This window comes from Lewinella sp. 4G2, assembly GCF_001625015.1.
GTDB lineage: Bacteria > Bacteroidota > Bacteroidia > Chitinophagales > Saprospiraceae > Neolewinella.
Map to the genome: position 1 here is coordinate 2777437 of NZ_LVWJ02000014.1, position 16378 is coordinate 2793814.

Consider the following 16378-nt stretch of genomic DNA (forward strand, 5'->3'; position numbering starts at 1 on the left):
TGTAAATGTAGGGGGCTACTGCCCAACGCCAATCAGAATCTCCACTCGGCGGTTTGCCGCCTGTCCCTGCGGGGTGGAGCTGGACATAACCGGCACGTAGAATCCCTGGCCACCAGCCGTGACGCGGCCGGGGTTGAGTCCGGCACCAACCATTTGTTGGGTGATTAGAATAGCCTTGTCAGTGCTCTCCTCGTAGGCAACCTGCGCGTCCTCGTCGGATCCGTCCGCGTGGCCAATGACAAACACTTCGCTGCTCGGGTATTTTGCCAGCGTGTAGGCCAGACGGCGCAGCAACAGTTGCCCGTCCGCGCTGAGGACGTATCCGTCCGTGGTTACCAGCCCGTCGGCCAGGGTGACCTTGATGCGCTCGCTTCCGACGGCGTTGATGGTATAGGACCCCGTCGGTAGATAATTGAGTTGTTGGGCCACTTCGCTCTGCAGGGTATTCAATTTAAGGGAGGCATTCTGCTGTCGGTTGAGGTTGGAACTACTACCGGCGGGTGCCACCCGACCGTACCCGCTTGGTTGTCCGGCGGGCGTAATGTCCGTTTCGATGCGGGCGATGGCAGCCTCACGCTCTTCCAGGGCCTTTTGCAGTTGCAGTAATTCTACCTCTTTCTTACTGATGGCGTCATTACGCTGCGCCAGGTTACTCTGCAGACCGGTTACTTCCTGGCCATTGGCCGAAAGCAGTTTCTGGTTATTCTCCAGTAGATCATTGTACCGGTTTACCATGGCTTGGTAACTGTCGTTCAGCGCCATGTTGGTGGCCTTGACGGAGTTGAGTTCCCGGATAAGACTGGCCTGGTCCAAATTATTTGCGGTAGAAGGCTGGTCGTAAGTTTTCAACGCCTTAACGTCGGCCAGGCTATCGGCAACGACCGTCTTGTTGCGGTAGTAATTCCGCTCAATCACGAGCGCTTCGTATTGGTCCTTGGGGACGCAGGAGAAAGCAAGGCAGGCCAGTACGGCAAGTGTCAGGTAACGATTCACAGTTTCAATTCTTTTGGTATCTACCCGCAAAAGTAGCGTAAAGCGGATGATGTTAGGCAGCCATCAACTATCAGGTTACTTCTGCCCGTCCAGCGCTGGGAAATTTATCATCTTTGCGGCACCCAAAACTGACCTTCGTATGAAGTTGCTTCCTTTACTCATCGCTCTATTCACGTTTGCTGCCTGTGCCGATGCTCAGGTAAAGGCACAGCAGGAAGGGCCGGTCATTGGCGAGGTTGACCACAAGGAAAAACTCCGTCAAGGCCCTGCCAAACCGGGTAAAGAATACCTCACGTTACGCATTGGAAGCGCAGCAGTAGAGAAGGGGGAGAAGGTCTGCTTACCCATCGAGGCAACCGGGTTTAAGGACCTAATTGGTTTTCAGTATACCATTCGGTTCGACTCGGCGGCCCTGGATTTTGATCGCGTCCGCTCTTTCAACCTACCCGGTTACCAGGCCAATAGTTTCGGGACGCGCTTCGCCGACCGCGGCGTCGTCAGTAGCCTCTGGACGGACCTCGCGCTGAAGGGAACCTCCCTGGCGGATAACCACCGCCTGTACGAGATCTGCTTCACCAACTTGATGGAGGAAGGGGAGACCACCACCGTTGAATTTTCCGACGGACCCACCAGCTTTGAGGTCATCGACAAAGCGATGGCGGAATTACGCTTCATTTACGCTAATGGTAAGGTCACCTCGAAGTGATCATTTAGTCAGCGGCACCACGAACCCATCCAATTTGTAGCGCGACTTCAGGCTCTTGGTGTAGCGGGCGGCTGAGGCTTCCGTAGTGAAGGGGCCGAGCATGACTTTATAGACCGATCCGCCGGTAATCTTTACCCGCTCGATCAGGATATCCTTGAACCACTTGGATTGTAGGTAAGCCACCTTTTCCATCGCCGCTTCCAGGTCGCGGTAGGTGCCCATTTGCACGCCAAAGTTGCCTTCGGGTTTCTGGGCCAGGTTGATTTTGTAAATGCCCGGAGCAAAGTCTGCCGCTAGTTTTTCCTTGGTGTTCTCTGCCGGCATGCTGGGTTCGCGGGTCACGGCCGGGGAAGCGCTCGCCTTCACTGCAGCCACTTTTCTGGGCGCTGCCGCAGGTGCCGGGCGGGTGGGGGAGGGGATCGCCGTAACCGGTTTAGGGTTGGACTGCATAGCGGGGGACACTTCCGGAATATCGGTCGTTGAAGGCTGAGGCGTTACCCGTGCCGTAGCAGGAGAGGATGCATCGCTGGCAGTCGAACTTGCCGCTGGGACTACCTCTCCGGACCTACCCGACGCAGGGGTAGGGGATTGCACCGGGGCAGCTACTCTCGCGGTAGCTTTACTCGGCGCAAGGGAAACGAGCGTTACCTCTACGGGGACGGACACTTTGTTCAGCATCCCCAAAAGATCCGCCGCCCGCTCACTCACTTCAATGATGCGCCCGCGGATGAAAGGCCCCTTATCGATGATCTTTACCTGCACGGTTTTGCCGTTATCCAGATTCTTCACCCTTACGGTGCTATTCACCGGAAAGGTCTTATGAGCGGCCACCATTTTATTCCGGTCGTACGTCAATCCGTAAGCCGTTTCCGCGCCGTCGTAGGCCCGGCTGTAGTAGCTGGCTAGCCCGTTTTCCGTATCCCCAATCAGCTGGGCGTTGGCAACCGTAGATAGGAGCAGGAGAAGGGCGAGTAGAATTTTCATTGGTTATCAGTTTACCAATCAAAGATAAGGTCGGTCCGCTGTCCCCATTACATTGCACCCGCGGCAGCGCCTAATGAAAGTTTAGTATCTGCTGCGGACTTACGCCAAACTCAGGTACGTCGGGAGACGGACGCAGTGAGCTACCCCGCGCGGCAGCCAATCAGTCCTCGCTTATCGAGAATCGCCAATCGAGAATCACTTCCCGCAACCTTAAACGCAGTACGTTAGGTTCCATATTCAAAACCCGTACCTTTGCACCCGATTTGGCAAGGCCCTTTAACCTTCGCGAAAACACGACAGCATGAGTAAATTAGGCAGAGTACTCGTCGCCATGAGCGGCGGCATTGATTCGACCGTGACGGCCATGATGCTCCACGAGCAGGGGTACGAAGTGGTCGGGATCACCATGAAAACCTGGGATTACGCCAACAGCGGCGGCTCCAAAAAAGAGACCGGCTGCTGTAGCCTAGATTCGATCAACGACGCACGTTCGGTGGCCGTATCCATGGGTTTCCCCCACTTCATCATTGATATCCGCGATGAGTTTGGCGACCACGTTATCGATAATTTTGTCGATGAGTACATGGCCGGGCGCACCCCGAACCCCTGCGTTTTGTGCAACACCCACATCAAATGGAGCGCACTCCTGAAGCGGGCGGACGCCATGGACTGCGAGTTCATCGCCACGGGCCACTATGCTCAATTGAACCAAACCGACGCCGGCCGCTGGCACGTGCGTAAATCCGCCGATGACCACAAGGACCAATCCTACGTCCTGTGGGGACTAAGCCAGGAATGTATGGCCCGCAGCCGCTTCCCGCTCGGCCACCTGACAAAACCTGAAGTACGGCAACTCGCCTACGATTGGGGCTACGAAGAATTGAGTAAGAAAGCCGAAAGCTTCGAGATCTGCTTCGTGCCCGATAACGACTACCGTGGCTTCCTCAAGCGCCGTCTGCCGGAGTTGGAAGGCCAGGTCGCTGGGGGCAAGTTCGTCTCCGTCACCGGTGAAGTGCTGGGTGAGCATGACGGTTACCCCTTCTACACCATCGGGCAGCGGAAGGGTCTGGGAATGGCCTTCGGCGAACCCATGTACGTCACCGAAATCGACGCGGCAACCAACCAGGTAACCCTGGGCCGGGTCGGTGACCTGGTGAGAAACGGCATGACCGTCGGCGGGCTGACGCTGCAGAAATACGCGGAACTGCCCGCAGAAGGTTTAGAACTACTGACTAAAGTGCGCTACAAAGATCGCGGAACGCTGAGTCATATCGATCAGCTTTCCCCCGACTTGGCCAGCGTCGAATTCTTCGCCGACGTACGCGGTGTTGCTCCCGGGCAAAGCGCCGTGTTCTACGAAGGCGACGACGTCGTCGGAGGCGGTCTCATCCAAACTAGCCGGTAGAACTATCCCGTTTCACCTCCCCATTACCCCGAAATCCCAAGCGAATATGAAACCCATTTACTACTTCACCTTTGCCGGTCTTTTGCTAACGCTCATCAGCTCCTGCCTGGGTACCGAATGCCGCGACTGCGAGGCATTCAACTACGATGCCGCTGCTTTTAATCCGGACTTTCGGCAGGAAAGCTTCACGATGGTTGATACCGCCGGGGCGGACATCACCTTTGAGTTCGTCAACGCCCTGGCCACGCCCGAGCAGGAAGTTTGTTCAAGTGAGGTGGACAGCCCGAACGAAATTTCCTGCGTTACGGCCTCCACGCTGAGCTACCGGGTTGCCGATCTGGGTTTTGACATGCTACTGGTATTTGAGGAAGAAGAGCAGTTTACCGCCGGATCTATCACTCAGGTAGTTATGTCCTACGAATTGAAGTCATTTGAAACCACTCAATTCCTTCGTACCGCTGCCATCATCGTCGAGCCGGAGATCGTTTTTGCCGCCGACAACGTAGAGAGTGTGGACTCAGTGACCCTGAATGATGTGACCTGGACGGACGTCATCGAAGTCATCCGCCCCGTCGAAGCCTACGAGCAAGTGGGCGACTTGATTCCGGAATCCGCGCACTTCACGAGCCTTTACTTCAAGGAGAGCGTCGGTTTGGTCGGGTTGGTGAATGCTTCCGGTGGCGTACTCGTACGGGAAATGTAGGTGAGCCACTCCTTCCTCCTGTTATCTTTAGGCCATGAAGTTGAATTTTCTGCTCCTGGCTTGTTGCCTTATGCTCACGGCCCTCTTCCCTTCGCTCACCGCTCAAACTACGGTGGACGACTTTGAAGACGGTGATCTACTGAATCCGGAGTGGACAGGTGACGTAGCGGACTTTGTCGTCGAAGATGGCCAATTACTGTTACGGGCGGACGGCGCGGGGCGGTCAGTGCTCACACTGGCCTTACCCGGAAGCTCTCCCGGTGCAACGCTGGAAACATTTAGTCTGGAGTTTTTGGTCGAGATGGATTTTGCGCCTTCCGGCAGCAATTTTACGGAGATCGCTTTGCGGTCTTTTCGCGAGGGCGAGGCCCTGAATTCTTCTATCGAAACCAAACTCGGTGGCATTTCTGGCGATCAGGATACCTGGACCGGGTTTGGCGTTAGCGGCGGCGACGTGATCACGGGCGACTTCTCCGGTGCTCCTGGGGCTTTAGGTGGAAACCCGGCTATCGCCCGGATCCGAATTACCTACAATGAATCCGACGGTTGGCAGCTGGCCGCCGACTACACTGGTGGTACGGATTACTCGGTTGAGGGGACGTTGCCCACCGGTCTCAACTTCCCACCCATTGTATTCGAGTTGGCGTGCAGCTATACCGCCACCCGTTCCGATAAATTCAGCTTTGACGATTTCTCCAGCTCCGTCACCTACCGGGAGTTCGTTGATGAAACCGCTCCCCGGTTGATCAGTCGTACGCTCGTTGACCGGCGCACAGTCATCTTCGCGTTTGATGAGCCACTTAGCACTGACGCGGCGACCCCCTCCAATTTTACCTTCGGCCCTCCCTCACTTCCAGTTGCCAGCGCAGTACTATCTGGCAACCAAATCACCGTTACCCTGGCCGAAGATTTGCCCGAGAACGTGGAAGTGCCCATCACAATTTCGGGTATTGCTGATGTCGCGGGAAACGTAGCCGATGACATTTCAAGTTCCGTCCTATTCAGGTTGATCAACCCGCCAAGCAGCTCCAATCTGCTCATTACCGAGTTCCTGGCGGACCCTAACCCCGTAGTGGGCCTGCCCGAATTTGAGTACGTGGAGGTCCACAATCCAAGCGACACTGCGGTCAATCTGGATGGGTTAAGAATTGGTAGTGGAGGCACCCCGGTCGAGCTGCAGGGCTTCATTCCTGTGGGTGGCTACGTTGTCATCGCGGATAACGAGGCGCGTCCCGGCCTTGAAGATCTTGGCGCAACCGTCGTTCTTGCCAACCTTCCTGGACTAAGCAATTCCAGTGACAACATCGCCCTCATCTTGAATGGGGATACGCTACAATCCATCGACTACACGGACGACTGGTACAATGACGCTGACCGCGATGACGGCGGATACAGCATCGAATACACCAGTTTTTCTGGCGCTGACGCAGGATGCAGTGGAAGGTGGCGAGCAAGCCTGGACCCCTCCGGGGGCACCCCAGGCCGCGAAAACTCCGTCCTCAACCTCCCAGCGGACGTAACCGGCCCCACTTTAACCTCCACCGCCATCACCGAAGAAGCCATCCTGCTAGGTTTTGATGAACCCCTTGGCACGACTACCCCAGACTTCGTTCTAACCCGCGAAGGCCAGGAGATCCCTATTACTGGAATCGAGAACACCGACAACGGCCGCACCTTCCGGCTGACGTTCATGAATGACCTGGACGCCGGTATCCTCTATCAATTATCGTTACCGGATGTGACGGATTGTGTAGGCAACCAAACTGAAGGCAGAGACCTGGACATTGGCATTCCGGCCACCCCCGCACCGGGCGACGTGGTCATCAATGAAATCCTGTACGCTCCGGCCTCGGGTGGGGCGGAATTCATTGAATTGTACAACTGTTCGGATAAGATCCTTCAGGTGAGTGGATGGACGTTAGTGAACGACCAGTCAACGAGCTCTACGGCCAGCCGTGACGTCGACGCCAGCCGCCTCTTCACCCCAGGGCAATTCCTGGTATTCACGGACGACGCTGCCGACCTCATCAACCGTTACCGCAACGTGGACCCCGCTGCCATCATCGAACAAGCCACCCCCAGTTTGGGGAACAGCGAAGGCAACATCTCCGTCATCGCTGGTAGCCTCACCTTAGATGCCTTCGACTATTCTGATGACCTTCAATCGGAGCTGATCGACGATGACCGCGGAGTTAGTCTGGAACGGCTTCGCTACAAAGTGGCTACGGATGCGCCGGGCAACTGGTTCAGTGCTGCATCCGCCGAAGGTGGAGCCACACCCACGCGGGCCAACTCCCAATTTCGGGACATCGACTTCGGTAACGGTGAGGGCGACGGCGTTTTTAGCCTCCTCTCCAAAACCTTCTCCCCCGACTCTGATGGAAACGAGGACGTACTGGAGATCGAGTACCGGTATGCCCCCATCGGTTCCCTCACGCGCGTCCGTATCTATGACGCCCAGGGCCGCCCTGTACGTACCCTCCGCGATATTGAACTACTGGGGACGCAGGGAAGCCTGACTTGGGATGGCGCTAACGACGAAGGTCGCAAAGCCAAAGCCGGTGCCTACCTCATCCTTATTGAACTCATCTCTGCGGACGGACCAGTCGAGACTGAGAAACTGGTAGCCGTATTAGCGGGGGAGCTTTAAATGCTAGGATAATTGGCATAGCATCCGTTATGCTTAGCGGTGGAGGCAGCCCGCATAAGGGTTGTGCAGATCTACCTCCTACAAACCATCGCGATCGATCTCCAGGATGGCCGCCACGTGCGCATCCGCCACCTGCTGCCTGAAGGCCGGTGTCAACATCAGGGGAAGTTCGAAGCGGTTGTTGTAGAAGCCATTCTCCGTCAGGATAGCCGGCATTCTGGTAGCCCGCAGTACGTAGAACTGCCCACTCACTTTAGACCGTAAGTGACGATTGCGCAGCCCCGTTTGATTTATGAGGTGGCGCTGAAAAACAGCAGCCATTTTACGCCCGGTCGTACTCCCGTAGTAATGCCAGGTTTCGATCCCCCGGACGTTGTCTCCGGTGAAGGATTGCATATCCGGCGCGGGGCCGGCGTTACCGTGTACACTTACGAAGAGCTTGGGTAGGGCGCTGCTGAGTTCATTGGCGCGGCGGACGCGCTCCTGCAGAAAGTTGCCGATCTGTACTTCAGGGGTGACTTCAAAGTAGGCCGCGCCGACCTGCTCGAGTTTAGCCATGATGCGGCTAGTTACGTCGCGGTTGAATTCCCATTCAAATAGCTGGCGGCCATCTTCCAGGACCGGGCTCCGCTTCCCCGGGCTGAGGGCGCCGTGGCCATTATCGATGCACCATAAGTACCGGGAACGGTATTCGGGGGAGTTGGGTACGGGGCTAGGCGTGGGCCCGGGTTGCTCGGGTGGCCCGTCGGTATCGCGGGCGGGTGGGGGAGCGGGCACGGGGTCAAATTCAGGCCCATCCGTGATACGCGGTGCTTCGTTTTCGTGGGTGATCAGTACGTGGTCTTCCGGGCGGAGTTCCGAACTGTCCTGCGGCTCCGTGGGGTCGGTAACGCGGGGGCTAGTTGGGCCGGGAGGTAGGCCGGGGGGAAGATTTTGTGGTGGCTTTGGCCGGGCCGGGTCGCCCCCAAATAATCCGGCAACGATGTCTACGAGGCTCTGTAAAAAGGTTTCCATCCGTGGGTTGGGTTTGGTGGGGCGGCGTTCTTTGGGAGTTTCCCAAATTTAAGGTAGGCTGATGGCAATTTTTTCAGAGAATGGCGGATTCTATTACTCCCCTTTCCTCCCGTCGCTTAACTTATCCCATTCATGCGTATTCTTCTCATTGCGGTATTTCTTTGTTTTGGGGTGGCCCTGTGGTCCCAACCCGGCACCTGCGTCAGCGGCAACTGTACTGATGGGAAAGGGAAATTCGAATACAGCGATGGTGCCTACTACGACGGCCGCTTCGTAGGTGGAAAATTCCACGGCATCGGCCTACTCCGTTACCCCGATGGCGGGGTATACGCTGGCCACTGGCAGGAGGGGTTACAGCACGGAAAAGGCCGGATGACGCAGGCGGATGGGACCCAATATTTCGGCTACTTCGTGCGGGGCAAACGCGAGGGGGAGGGCACCATCACTTTCGCCGATGGCAACCGCATCGTCGGAAACTGGCAGGCGGACCAGGTGGCCGGCGCCGGCGAATTCCGCTTCGCTAACGGGGATTACTACCGCGGGCAAATTACCGACGCCCGCCTCGAGGGGCAGGGGACGATGGAATACGACAACGGCGATTACTACGTAGGTGCCTGGCTAAATTCCGCCCGCCACGGCTTCGGGAAGATCGTATTCGAAAACGGCGCTGAACTAGAAGGGCAGTGGTTGAATGATGAATTCCAGGCGGACTGGACCCAACTTGGCTTCCGGGGCGACCCCACAAGTTTACCGGACTGCGCGCTGGGATGCACCAACGGCAATGGCCGAATCAATTACCCCGACGGACGGATCTACCGCGGTGAGGTCTGCGACAACCGACCCAATGGCAATGGCACCGTCCGTTACCCCAACGGCAACATTTATTACGGAGGCTTCCTCAACCATAAACCGGAAGGCCTGGGCATCATGCACTTCGCCGATGGTGAAATGCGCGGCGGCATCTGGAATAACGGCCGCATCTACCGCCGCATCTTTTCTGCCACTGGCCGCCCGGCGCGTGAAATTACCCCCGACTACGATGAAGCCGTCAAAGTTTGGGCCGTCGTGGTGGGTGCCGCCCGCTACTCCCACATGCGGACACTTAGGTACACTGACGACGATGCCTACCACCTCTATGCGTTCCTGAAATCAGTAGAGGGTGGGGCACTACCCGACGAGCAGGTGAAGATTCTGGTGGACGACGACGCGACCCACCGCAATATCCAGATGGCCATGCGGGAGATCTTCCTGCGGGCGGATGAGAACGACGTCATCCTGTTCTACTTCTCCGGCCACGGTATCCCCGGCGCCTTCCTGCCGGTGGATTTCGATGGCTACAATAACCAGCTCGAACACTACCAGCTCCGCGATGCCCTGCTGGCCAGCCGCGCCAAGCACAAACTGGTCATCGCAGATGCCTGCCACAGCGGTAGCCTCGGCGGTCGGAATGATGACGGTAACGACCTGGCCGCCCGCAACAACGGCGCCGCCGAGGCCCTCGCCGCCTACTACGAAGGGCTAAACAATGCCTCGGCGTCCACTGCGCTCCTGCTTTCGAGTAAGGGGGAGGAGATCAGTTTGGAAGATGGCGGGCTCCGCTCCGGCATCTTTAGCCACTACTTGATCCGGGGTATGAAGGGCGAGGCAGATGCTAACCAGGACCAACTCGTATCCATCGAAGAGCTTTTCGGATTCGTTCACCGGGAGGTGCGCCGGTATACGGGCAACATCCAGACGCCCACCCTCACCGGTGTCTACGACGGGCGGATGCCGATCAGTGTGATCCGGCGGTAAGGTAAACTCACGCTGGTAGAGCAGACCCGAAATGAGGCTAGCGAATGGCGTAGTAAGTCACTACCTGCCGGTCGAGGTAAGCGCTGATCACGCTGGCGGGCTGGTCAACGATTTGCAGCGCGACGTTGGGGGAAAAGCTGCCGTCACGTTGATTACCTACGTCAGCTACGATCCGAAAATCACTCGGCCTCAGCCGCCCGTACACCGATTGCGGTACGTTGACGGTGATGTTGACGGCCCGGGGCGTGATCTCATAACTGGCACCCAACGGCGAGTTAATTACTTCTACCGGCACCAGTAGATTCGTTTGGATGAATGGCTCCGCGCGCAGGCTGTAGCGCACTTCGTTCCGGCTAAGTTTGATGGTGGTCGCACCGGAGGGCTGCAACGCAATGTCACCGCCAGCATCGGAGGTGAGGTTCTCGATGGTGAGGGGTTCCGTAGGCCATGAGTTGATCTCTTCCAGGTCGTCCTGCCCCGCATTAATGGTCACCGAATCAGGAGAAAGTTGCAAAGAATCCGTGAGGATGTATCCTGGCGCGACGGTCACGTCAATATTGGGAATGATGGGAACGCGCTTACCCTCCAATGGCGTGGTGAGGAGTGGCACCGACTCAAACTCCATGTAGGAAACGGAGAGAGCACCGCTCGAGAGCCGGCGTTGAATCTGTTGCTCCAGCTCCGCTCGGGTAAGTCGGTTATCGGTTTGCTGCCGTACGTCGATTTCCACCGGTAGCGGACCGGGGCGGATGCCTTCCCAGATCAACGCCCAGCCGGTACCGGTGACGTCAGTCTCGATGTTTTCGGGCATGGAGCCGACGAGGACGCGTTCGGGGTCAACCAGGTAGTCCAGTTTTACCTCGCGGTCCACGGTATAATCCTGCGATAGGTTCAGGATGAGCCAGAAAACGAAAGCTGCCGTTACGCAAATGGCGAAGACTTGCCGATCGGTATCGGCCATCTTCTTCCAGGGGTTATTACTTATCCACTTCCGTAGGGAAGATAGCATCCGTCAGGTCTTTTGAGATCGCATTCTTGGTGACCCGAATGTACGTTTTATTGCCCACGTTGAGGGTGACGATGGCGTCCTCCATCTTATCGATGTGGCCCAGAATTCCGCTGGCGGTAACTACTTGGTCACCCTTTTTCAGGCCATCCATAAAAGTGTTCTGCGCCTTGGCTTTGCGGCGTTGGGGGATGATCATGAAGAAGATCAGGACGACGAGCATGGCCATCATGAAGAGGCCATTCGTGGCGAGGCTGCCACCAGCCTGAAGGAATATAGATTGCATATTTCTTGGTTTATTCTACCCGCCCCTTGACGTAAACCGTCGTGCGGGCCGGGTAGGTATTTGCGGTGATCACCACGGGTTTTTCCTGGTAACCATTCTTGTTTTTTGTGTCGAAAGCTACCTCGATAACGCCCGACTCTCCCGGTGCGATCGGAGCTTCCGGGTAGCTGGGTACGGTGCATCCGCAAGTGCTGCGGGCGTTGGTGATCAGGAGGGGCACCTTACCATCATTCGTAAATTCAAAGCTGTGCTTCACTACCGCGCCCGCCTTGACCTGGCCGAAAGCGTAAGCCGTTTCCGCAAAAGTCATTTTGGCCACGTTCACCGTATCCAGTTGGCCCTGGTCTACGGGGTTGCGGATGATCGAGGCATTCGTTCCCAACTCACCCACTTCATTTTCGGGCGCTGCCGCGGGTGCCGAGGTACAATGGCTCAGGACTCCGACGAGCAAAAGGCAGACGATCAGAATGGGAAGTTGCCGGAGGCGGAAGACCATGTTCAGAGGATTAGTAAAGGGTAGCAAAGGTACACTGCAAACCAGAGTAATTTAAGCTGATCGGTACCCGTGAGGTGTCGCTTTGTTATTTTGGCGGCATGGACCATCAAACGCACTTTAGCCCCCTGCTACCGGAGCCCGGCATCGTTTTTCTGACGGGTTTTATGGGGTCCGGAAAAACCCACACCGGGCGCCTGCTCGCGGAAGCCTTGAGCGTCCCTTTCGTAGATCTGGATGATCTGATTGAGTCAGTGACCACCAAAAGTATCTCTACGCTGTTCGCGGATTACGGCGAGGCTAACTTCCGCTTGTTGGAGAGCCGAATCTTGCGGTCAATCCTGGGTAACCCCGTCGTAGCAACGGGTGGAGGAGCTCCCTGTTATTTTGAAGGGATGCAATACATGAATTCAGTAGGGACGACTGTATTCCTTGACCCATCCGAAGATATCCTTTTTGACCGGCTGGTAGCCGAACGTGCCCACCGCCCTTTGTTGCAGGAGGACCGGGCGCTCCGCGAGCTCATTAACGGTGAGATGACCGTGCGACGGAGTACTTACGAGCAGGCTGTCCTAACGCTTAGTTACGATTCGGACCAATTTCCTGTCGTGGATCAGCTGCTGGAGCGATTACGCGAGCGAGAGTAAAACAGAAACAATTACCCACCGTTGATGCTGATACCGCTACCGTTGTCGGTAGCCAAATCTTCCCAAAACGAACTTATGCGCTTTTCCTCCTTCAGCAGCAGACTATGCCTTGCCGCTGTTCTTTTCATTGGTCTCACCACCGTCGCCACCGCCCAGAACCGGACGGAAACCGGGATGTACTTCGTGGGGTTTTCGGACAAAGCAGGTAGCCCCGGTACAATTGAAGACCCATCTACCTACCTATCTACGGAAGCGATTCTCAGACGTGCTCGCCATGGCGCGATCATCACTGAAACCGATTTGCCGCTGACCCCCAACTACGTAGAGGGGGTCCAGGGGACTGGCGCTAAACTCTGGTTGAAAAGCAAATGGATGAATGGGGTAGTGGTCGCCGCCGCAGGGCCGGAGGTAATATCCTTACGCGAACTCCCCTTCGTGGATACGGTGTACTACGTCGCCCCGGTTCAGTACGAGCGCGCTGGCGCCAACCCAGTCATTCCTTCTTTTGAAAGGCCAGCTCCGAAAGTGGATACCGTCCCCGTCCTCGAACGGTACTATGGCTACGGATGGACGAACTTGCAACAGATGAACGGAGACAGCCTCCACCAGTGGGGCTACCGGGGCGATGGCGTCCTGGTGGGCGTCCTGGATGGTGGGTTCCCCTACGTAGGAAATCGACACTTTTTAGGTTATGACGATGAGGCCGCCATCCCGGCCAACTACGACGTAGTTGCTCAGGACGAAACTGCCCTGGATGGTGGCACGCACGGCGCGACGGTACTGAGTACGATGGCCACTTTCCGCCCCTTCCTCTTCGTCGGGACCGCACCGGCTGCCCGTTACGTACTCTTCACCACCGAAAATGGGAAGGGAGAGCACCGGCTGGAAGAGATCAACTACGCCGTCGCCCTGGAGCTGGCGGACAGCGCTGGAGTAGACATCGTCAACAGTTCGTTGGGCTACTCCGAGTTTGGGGAGAAAGGGATGAACTACACCTACGCTGACCTGACCGGTGAGGTGAGCCCCGCTAGCCGTGCGGCGACTACCGCTTTCGCTCGGGGGATGATCCTCGTGACCAGCGCCGGCAACTCCGGTGGCGACAAGTGGAAGTTCATCAGTATCCCCGCTGACGCCAAGGACATATTTGCCATTGGCGCCCTCAATCGCGACGGCAGTAAAGCTTACTTCAGCAGCTTCGGCCCCACCGCCGACGGTCGCATCAAACCCGACGTGAGCGCTCTCGGTGTTGACGTGGCGGCCATGACCGCATCAGGCCGGGCGGTCACGGGAGCTAACGGAACGAGCCTCGCTTCTCCCCTCGTAACTGGTCTGCTGGCCTGCTTGATCCAGGCCTTTCCCGATGCGACCAACCAGGAGATTTTGGATGCCGTCCGCCAAACGGCCGATCAGGCCGATGCGCCCGATAACGAACGTGGTTACGGCCGCCCCGACTTTGCCGCAGCCTACCGCCTGCTGGAGAGCCGCCGGATGTAGAATTAATCAATAGTACCCGGTCATGGGCGAGGATTGCGTCGTCCGGCACCAGATAGGGACTCCACCTAGCCGTATTATTCGGCTACACAGGACGATCTATAATTTGTACGATGTATAAATCAATAGCGATCAGATGGTTAAACAATTCGCTGACAAAATTTGGTGTTGTGACGTCGGTATTTTTTCTTTCCTAAGGCTTGGCCTTTCGCATCGCGTTAGCTAATTTTACCAAAGGTTGAAGGGCAACCGCCAGTGTTTTCGCTGGTTACTTTAGTGCCTTCACCCAAAGAATTTTTTATTTGGTATCAGTAAGTTGGAATGAGCCCTGGCAGTGCGCTGTCAGGGTTCTCTTTTTTTGGTTCCGGACCTTCGGTTCGGATTTGTGGAAGCTGGGGTACACCAAGGGTACACTGAACGCCTGTATTTTCTGCGTACGATGTAAGCAACCCGACCAGAGGTCGGGCCTCCAAATTGCGACGGTTCCGGACCTCTAGTCCGGATTTAAAATCAGGAGGTTATCAACTTAGGGTTGCGGCCTCAAACTTTAGTAAGCGGTAGTCTTTAGCCCGACGTGGACGTCGGGAGCCGGTAACAAACCCGACCGGAGGTCGGGTCTCCACAGTCACTAATCCCGGTCAAAGAGCAAACGCTCTCCCTTTTGCTCTTCAAAGAATAGCCCCCGATCGTAAGCCAAATGGCCGGATACGATGGTCTGGCGGACGCGCCCTTGCACGGCTTCTCCCTCCAGTGGAGACCACCCACACTTGTAGAAGATATTATCCGCTGCAATCGTCCAGGAAGTAGCGGGGTCGTAGATGACGATATCGGCCCACATGCCTTCGTCGAGGTAGCCGCGGCGGTCGATCTCAAAGCAGACGGCGGGGGCGTGGCACATTTTCTCCACGATTTTCTCCAGGGTGATTTCTCCCCGTTGTTCGAAGCGCATCATCATATCCAGAGCATGCTGAACGAGGGGAAGACCACCGGGCGCTTTGAAATAGTTTGTCCGAGCTTTCTCCTCCGCGGTATGGGGGGCGTGGTCGGTGGCCAGTACGTCGAAGTGATCGTCCAGCAGTGCGGGCATGAGGGCGGAGCGGTGGTACTCGTCCTTAATGGCGGGGTTACACTTCACTTTGTTACCGAGCCGGTGGTAGGCGCCCGCGTTAAAGGTGAGGTGGTGGACGCATAGCTCAGCGGTGATGCGCTTTTCCGCGAGAGGAATGTCGTTGCGGAAAAGGTCAATCTCTTCCCGCGTAGAGATGTGAAGAATATGGAGCCGTGTGTTGTGTCGCTTCGCCAGTTCGATGGCGAGGTGGCTGCTTTTGTAGCAACCTTCGGGTGACCGTATGATGGGGTGCTCAGTGACAGGAATTTCCTCGCCGTACTTCTCCCTGGCTAGAGCAGCGTTAGCACGGATCGTGGCCTCGTCCTCGCAGTGGGTAGCGATGAGTAGTGGGCTCTTCTCAAAGAGAGCGTCTAATGCTTTTTCATTGTCCACCAGCATATTCCCCGTGCTGGAACCCATAAAGATCTTCAGGCCACAAACGTTCTTAGGGTTGGTGCGGACCGCTTCGTCGAGGTTGTTATTGGAGCCGCCCATGTAGAAACTGTAGTTGGCTGGGCTACAGGCTGCGGCGCGGTCGTACTTATCCTGTAGTAAGTCCTGGGTCAGTGTATTGGGAATGGTGTTAGGCATTTCCATCCAGGAGGTCGTTCCACCGGCAACGGCGGCGCGGCTCTCGGTTTGGATTTCCGCCTTATGCGTGAGGCCGGGCTCCCGGAAGTGGACCTGATCATCAATCACTCCGGGGAGGATGTAGCAGCCTTCGGCATTGATCTCCCGGTCGGCTTTGCGGTCAAGGTTGGTGCCAATCGCTTCAATCATTCCGTTCTTCACGAATAAGTCCCCGACGAAGCGTTCGCCACGGTTGATGATGGTTCCGCCTTTGATGAGAATACTGCCTTTGCGCATGGGAGGGGTGTTTTGCCAGGGGGACTTTCCGCCCTGACGGCGAAGATAATTCGTGGAGGGTTTATCGTCCTTACTTACTTGGTCCTTGGTTTGTACCTGCGGTCGGGCTGCGCTAGTCTATAGTCTACAGTCTATAGTCTTCAGTCTATAGTCCGCTAGCCACAGACATTAACGCTGCCTTAAAGAACGGAGGGTAAGAAATTAAGAGTCCAGGATGCAACCTTTGGGTAG

General features: G+C 56.5%; 14 protein-coding genes. 7 read left to right on the forward strand and 7 right to left on the reverse strand.

The features are described 5' to 3' along the window. Positions 1-15: 15 nt before the first annotated feature. Positions 16-993 (reverse strand): OmpA family protein, encoded by a 978-nt coding sequence (locus A3850_RS11630; RefSeq protein ID WP_068216677.1) that lies wholly within the window; start codon positions 991-993, stop codon positions 16-18. 139 nt (positions 994-1132) lie between these two features. On the opposite strand from A3850_RS11630, the gene A3850_RS11635 reads away from it, so the two are divergent. Next, positions 1133-1699: a cohesin domain-containing protein gene (locus tag A3850_RS11635; RefSeq protein WP_068216678.1), complete on the forward strand. Its 567-nt coding sequence runs from the start codon at positions 1133-1135 to the stop codon at positions 1697-1699. Here A3850_RS11635 and A3850_RS11640 read toward each other — a convergent pair whose 3' ends face one another. Further along, a complete protein-coding gene (locus tag A3850_RS11640; RefSeq protein ID WP_068216679.1) occupies positions 1700-2683 on the reverse strand; it encodes a septal ring lytic transglycosylase RlpA family protein in 984 nt (327 codons plus the stop codon). It abuts the gene before it with no gap. Between the two features lie 301 nt (positions 2684-2984). On the opposite strand from A3850_RS11640, the gene mnmA reads away from it, so the two are divergent. Genes mnmA through A3850_RS11655 form a run of 3 tightly spaced genes read left to right on the forward strand, consistent with a single transcriptional unit; the run spans position 2985 to position 7441 of the window. Further along, on the forward strand, positions 2985-4088 hold the full coding sequence (gene mnmA, locus A3850_RS11645; protein ID WP_068216681.1) for a tRNA 2-thiouridine(34) synthase MnmA: 1104 nt from the start codon (positions 2985-2987) through the stop codon (positions 4086-4088). 46 nt (positions 4089-4134) lie between these two features. Next, the gene (locus A3850_RS11650; RefSeq protein WP_068216683.1) at positions 4135-4791 is read left to right on the forward strand and encodes a hypothetical protein; all 657 of its coding nucleotides are present in this window, start codon (positions 4135-4137) and stop codon (positions 4789-4791) included. 34 nt (positions 4792-4825) lie between these two features. Then, positions 4826-7441 (forward strand): lamin tail domain-containing protein, encoded by a 2616-nt coding sequence (locus A3850_RS11655; RefSeq protein WP_068216685.1) that lies wholly within the window; start codon positions 4826-4828, stop codon positions 7439-7441. A gap of 78 nt (positions 7442-7519) precedes the next feature. On the opposite strand, the gene A3850_RS11660 is transcribed toward A3850_RS11655, so the two are convergent. Next, on the reverse strand, positions 7520-8455 hold the full coding sequence (locus A3850_RS11660; protein ID WP_068216687.1) for an N-acetylmuramoyl-L-alanine amidase: 936 nt from the start codon (positions 8453-8455) through the stop codon (positions 7520-7522). 132 nt (positions 8456-8587) lie between these two features. Here A3850_RS11660 and A3850_RS11665 point away from each other — a divergent pair, with 132 nt between their 5' ends. Further along, positions 8588-10249 (forward strand): caspase family protein, encoded by a 1662-nt coding sequence (locus tag A3850_RS11665; RefSeq protein WP_068216688.1) that lies wholly within the window; start codon positions 8588-8590, stop codon positions 10247-10249. Between the two features lie 37 nt (positions 10250-10286). On the opposite strand, the gene A3850_RS11670 is transcribed toward A3850_RS11665, so the two are convergent. The 3 genes from A3850_RS11670 to A3850_RS11680 are packed head-to-tail and all read right to left on the reverse strand — an operon-like array spanning position 10287 to position 12037. Next, positions 10287-11258 carry a YbbR-like domain-containing protein gene (locus A3850_RS11670; protein WP_157501083.1) on the reverse strand — a complete coding sequence of 324 codons (972 nt, stop codon included), beginning with the start codon at positions 11256-11258 and terminating at the stop codon, positions 10287-10289. After that, positions 11227-11541, reverse strand: a complete 315-nt coding sequence (gene yajC, locus A3850_RS11675) for a preprotein translocase subunit YajC (RefSeq protein WP_068216692.1) — start codon at positions 11539-11541, stop codon at positions 11227-11229. The genes A3850_RS11670 and yajC overlap by 32 nt, the downstream gene beginning before the upstream one ends. A gap of 10 nt (positions 11542-11551) precedes the next feature. Further along, positions 11552-12037, reverse strand: a complete 486-nt coding sequence (locus tag A3850_RS11680; RefSeq protein WP_197494041.1) for a DUF1573 domain-containing protein — start codon at positions 12035-12037, stop codon at positions 11552-11554. Between the two features lie 98 nt (positions 12038-12135). On the opposite strand from A3850_RS11680, the gene A3850_RS11685 reads away from it, so the two are divergent. Then, positions 12136-12681, forward strand: coding sequence for a shikimate kinase (locus A3850_RS11685; protein WP_068216694.1), 546 nt, complete (start codon positions 12136-12138; stop codon positions 12679-12681). Positions 12682-12756: 75 nt separating this feature from the next. Continuing rightward, positions 12757-14175 (forward strand): S8 family serine peptidase, encoded by a 1419-nt coding sequence (locus tag A3850_RS11690; RefSeq protein WP_197494042.1) that lies wholly within the window; start codon positions 12757-12759, stop codon positions 14173-14175. Between the two features lie 625 nt (positions 14176-14800). Here the strand turns inward: A3850_RS11690 and A3850_RS11695 are convergent. Next, on the reverse strand, positions 14801-16147 hold the full coding sequence (locus A3850_RS11695) for a dihydroorotase (RefSeq protein WP_068216696.1): 1347 nt from the start codon (positions 16145-16147) through the stop codon (positions 14801-14803). Positions 16148-16378 lie beyond the last annotated feature (231 nt).

What these genes read in the sequence shown, in the direction of transcription:
- A3850_RS11635 (WP_068216678.1), top strand. Translation starts at nt 1,133, where the DNA reads ATGAAGTTGCTTCCTTTACTCATCGCTCTATTCACGTTTGCTGCCTGT.
- A3850_RS11640 (WP_068216679.1), bottom strand. Translation starts at nt 2,683, where the DNA reads ATGAAAATTCTACTCGCCCTTCTCCTGCTCCTATCTACGGTTGCCAAC.
- mnmA (WP_068216681.1), top strand. Translation starts at nt 2,985, where the DNA reads ATGAGTAAATTAGGCAGAGTACTCGTCGCCATGAGCGGCGGCATTGAT.
- A3850_RS11650 (WP_068216683.1), top strand. Translation starts at nt 4,135, where the DNA reads ATGAAACCCATTTACTACTTCACCTTTGCCGGTCTTTTGCTAACGCTC.
- A3850_RS11655 (WP_068216685.1), top strand. Translation starts at nt 4,826, where the DNA reads ATGAAGTTGAATTTTCTGCTCCTGGCTTGTTGCCTTATGCTCACGGCC.
- A3850_RS11660 (WP_068216687.1), bottom strand. Translation starts at nt 8,455, where the DNA reads ATGGAAACCTTTTTACAGAGCCTCGTAGACATCGTTGCCGGATTATTT.
- A3850_RS11665 (WP_068216688.1), top strand. Translation starts at nt 8,588, where the DNA reads ATGCGTATTCTTCTCATTGCGGTATTTCTTTGTTTTGGGGTGGCCCTG.
- A3850_RS11670 (WP_157501083.1), bottom strand. Translation starts at nt 11,258, where the DNA reads ATGCTATCTTCCCTACGGAAGTGGATAAGTAATAACCCCTGGAAGAAG.
- yajC (WP_068216692.1), bottom strand. Translation starts at nt 11,541, where the DNA reads ATGCAATCTATATTCCTTCAGGCTGGTGGCAGCCTCGCCACGAATGGC.
- A3850_RS11680 (WP_197494041.1), bottom strand. Translation starts at nt 12,037, where the DNA reads ATGGTCTTCCGCCTCCGGCAACTTCCCATTCTGATCGTCTGCCTTTTG.
- A3850_RS11685 (WP_068216694.1), top strand. Translation starts at nt 12,136, where the DNA reads ATGGACCATCAAACGCACTTTAGCCCCCTGCTACCGGAGCCCGGCATC.
- A3850_RS11690 (WP_197494042.1), top strand. Translation starts at nt 12,757, where the DNA reads ATGCGCTTTTCCTCCTTCAGCAGCAGACTATGCCTTGCCGCTGTTCTT.
- A3850_RS11695 (WP_068216696.1), bottom strand. Translation starts at nt 16,147, where the DNA reads ATGCGCAAAGGCAGTATTCTCATCAAAGGCGGAACCATCATCAACCGT.